The organism is Micromonospora sp. DT4, assembly GCF_049841675.1.
In the GTDB taxonomy this organism is placed as follows: domain Bacteria; phylum Actinomycetota; class Actinomycetes; order Mycobacteriales; family Micromonosporaceae; genus Micromonospora.
In genome coordinates this window covers 1-3202 of record NZ_JBNCKT010000233.1, presented here as the reverse complement: position 1 = coordinate 3202, position 3202 = coordinate 1, and the positions used below count along the sequence as shown (strand labels likewise).

Annotated in this window: 4 protein-coding genes; all 4 read right to left on the bottom strand. The window is 67.0% G+C overall.

Annotated elements, in window-relative coordinates:
- Positions 1 to 29: 29 nt before the first annotated feature.
- A complete protein-coding gene (locus ACLQ24_RS29115) occupies positions 30 to 575 on the bottom strand; it encodes a histidine phosphatase family protein (RefSeq protein WP_425894942.1) in 546 nt (181 codons plus the stop codon).
- Positions 576 to 592: 17 nt separating this feature from the next.
- Positions 593 to 1615 (bottom strand): glycosyltransferase family 4 protein, encoded by a 1023-nt coding sequence (locus ACLQ24_RS29110; RefSeq protein WP_425894940.1) that lies wholly within the window; start codon positions 1613 to 1615, stop codon positions 593 to 595.
- Between the two features lie 93 nt (positions 1616 to 1708).
- Positions 1709 to 2797, bottom strand: a complete 1089-nt coding sequence (locus ACLQ24_RS29105; RefSeq protein WP_425894939.1) for a glycosyltransferase family 4 protein — start codon at positions 2795 to 2797, stop codon at positions 1709 to 1711.
- 35 nt (positions 2798 to 2832) lie between these two features.
- The gene (locus ACLQ24_RS29100) at positions 2833 to 3021 is read right to left on the bottom strand and encodes a hypothetical protein (RefSeq protein WP_425894938.1); all 189 of its coding nucleotides are present in this window, start codon (positions 3019 to 3021) and stop codon (positions 2833 to 2835) included.
- Positions 3022 to 3202 lie beyond the last annotated feature (181 nt).

Here is a 3202-nt window from a genome sequence, read left to right as displayed (position 1 = left end):
AGCCAAACAAGCCCACTACGCCCGCCGCCTCACCCTCGAACTCCAGCCATGATCACGAAGTACGGCTGCCGTACTAGGAGGTGGTGGAAGGCGGCATCGATGGTTTCGCCGTGGCCGACGACGAGGACGCGCTCACCTACATGCCGGGTCGTGATCTCGCCGATGGCGACGCTGGCCCGATGCAGGTAGTCCCGCCAGGTTTCGCCGCCGGCTGCGAGCGGACGGTCTTGATCGAGGGCAGGGATGTCCCCGTACTCAGCGACGACGTCGGTCCACGGCCGGCCGTCGGCGGTGCCGTAGTTCTGCTCGGCGAGGTCTGCGACGGTCTCGGCGTCCAAGCTGAGGTACGCGCCGATGATCGCGGCGCTTTCCTGGGCTCGGCGCAGCGGCGTGGTGTAGACGGCGTGAATCGGGCGCTCGTGGTGCTCTTGACCGAGTCGTTGGGCTAGTCGTTCGATCTGGCGTCGGCCTCGGTCGGTCAGTCCGCGACACCCATGCGGGCCTCCGACGATCTGTTCGCGGTTGCAGTGGGCCTCGCCGTGGCGGGCGATGATCAGTTCAGCGGGAAGTGTCATGGTCGCTGGTCCCGTTCTCAACGTCTGATGAGGGTGTCGTAGAACCGAAGGCACTGGGCAGCGTGGTGGACGGCGCTAAAGCGGCGGGCGTGGCATCGGGCAGCGCTGGCCAGGGCCTTACGGTATTGAACATCGTGGATAAAACGATCAACCGTGTCGGCTAACGACTGGGGATTCGCGGGCTCCATGACCACTCCCGCGCCGCCGATCAGTTCGGCCATGTTGGCAACGTCCGTTGCGAGGACGGGCACACCGTGGGCGAGGTAGTCCGCGATGGCACCGCTGCCCTGAAACGTCGGCTGGGCGCGGTACGGAAAGATCCCGAAATCCGTCGCCGTGACGAGCGCCAACCGAGCAGCGGCATCGAGGTACGTCGGTACGACACGCAGCTGTGTTGATCCGTGCGTGGTGCCCTTGACCTCGGCGGCGAGATCCAGTCCTGCCTGTGATGCCTCGTCCCAGAACGGGCCCGCGACGATCATGCGGCCGGGTTCCTTCGTCCGCTTACATGCAGCGATCAGGTTCTCGGTGTCTTTCCAGGGGGCTGCGTAGCCGTAGAGGCTGCCAAGCGGTCGGGGGTCCGAGGGTTCCAGGGCTGCGGCAAGATCCTTCGGGTATCTCGGCGAGGTGCCCGAGGGGATGGTGGTTGGCAGCCAGGAGACAAGGTGTGGTGCGTTGGGCCCGGCGAGGGTCTCGAGGCGCTCGGCTGCGTAGGCGCCGAAGCACACGAAGGCGTCCATTCCGGCGACTCCCCTGTTCACCGCCTCGCGTAGGTCCGGCTCGGGGATGTGGTCGGTGAACAGGGTCCAGTTGAGGCTGTGTAGGTGGTAGACGGCCGGAGGTCGGCGGGCCGGCCACAGTTGGGGTAGCAGCTGTTCGACGTCGAGGTTTCCGAAGTGAATAGAGAGCAGGTCATACGCGTTCACGTCGACGTCGGCGAGCATGCCCTCGGCCTCCTGGCGGACGCGCTCGACGGTCCAGAATCGGTCCTGCTCCTTGTCATAGGGCACGCCCGACGAGCCGAGGCGGTCGACCTGCACGCCGAGGAATCGCAGCGCGGCGGTGAAGACGTTGAGGTAGGGCGGGATACTTCCGCCTGTGTGGTGTGGGCCGATCAGCAGGATTCGCACGGTTCACCTGCCGACGAGCGCTCGGTAGAGCCGAAGGCTTTCGGCCGCGTTGGCTGCCCAGTCGAAGTGGTCGGGAAGGCGGCCGGCCGGACGTTCGGCCCGGGTCAGGATGTCCGCGAGGTGATCGAGGTCGCGGTACGTGTAACCGCCACTGGCGGCGAGCAGCTCGGGCGCGGTGCCGAGGTGCTCTGGCAGCAGGACCGGGGTGCCACAGGCGAGCGCCTCGGCGGAGGCGAGGCCGAAACCTTCCCAGCGCGACGTGGACAGCAGCCAGTCCGCCGCGCGGTAGAGGCCCGGAAGGTCGGTGTCGTCCAGATCTTGGAGGATGGTGAGTTCGCTGCTGACTGATGTGACCGGCGCGAACGTTGGTGAGTGGCCGAGCAGCACGGAAATGGAGGCGATGTCCCGAAGCCGGGTCGCGGCGGTCTCGAGCACGTCCCAGCCCTTCATAGGCGTGATCTTTCCGACCCATACGAGCCGGAGGCGTCCCGCCGGATCGGGCGACCATGGCGAGACTGTTTCCCCGGCTGCGAGGAGGTCGGGTATCGGTTTGCGGCCTGCGACGTGGCCGTCGGCCCCGAGGTCGATGTGGAAGCCGCTGGCGGGCGTGGTTGGCCCCCCAGGATGGAACCGTTCGCGGTCGACTCCGTTGGCCACCGCGAGTGGCAGAGGAATGCCGTACTCCGTCGCGAGATCCTGGGCCGCGTACTGGCTGACGGCGATGACCTGGTCGGCGGCCTGGACGAGTTGGTGTTCGTCGCGAGCGAGGTCGCCCGCGTGGAGGCGGGCGGCGCTGAACTCGCCGCGCACGAGGACGGGGGCTCGGTCTTCGCGAGGTTTGGCGAGATACCGCAGGGTCTCCGCCTCCCAGGTGGAACAGTCGATGACGTCGGGCCTGACCGCGTCGAGGACGTCGGCGACGGCCTCGCGGTGCTGAACCAGGTCTTCGGTGCGGGGAAGCGAGACGACGGTGACATCCTTCGCCTGCAATGGGTGGGGTGACTCCTGCGTGATCATGGTTACCGATGCGCCCAGTTCGGCCAGTTGCCGGGCCAGGGAGCGGTAGAGGGTGCAGATGCCGCCGCGGCTCACTTCGTGGAGGTCCCGGTGGACCAGGGCTACGTGGATCATGCTGACCTCGCCCTGGCGAGCCGTTGTAGGCGGGTGCTGGCCGAGGTCCAGGCGGCCTCGATGATCGGCAGACACCGCGTCCGGGTCGGGTCGTCCTCGGGCAGTTCGTGGTGCAGGCGCAGCTCGCGGGTCAGGACAACAGCGAGGTTGAGCGCGAATGCGGCCTCGATGCCCGTCTCACTCACGATCGCCTCGATACGCTCGCGGATCACTGGCGTACTCGCGCCGACCTGGGTGTGGAGCATCGCGAGGTCGAAGCCAGGAAGGAACAGCCCGGTGAACTCCCAGTCGACTAGGCCGTGTCTTGTGGATCAGGTTTCGCGGGCGAGGTCGCGGAGCCAGATCTTGATGGTGGCGATGTCGATG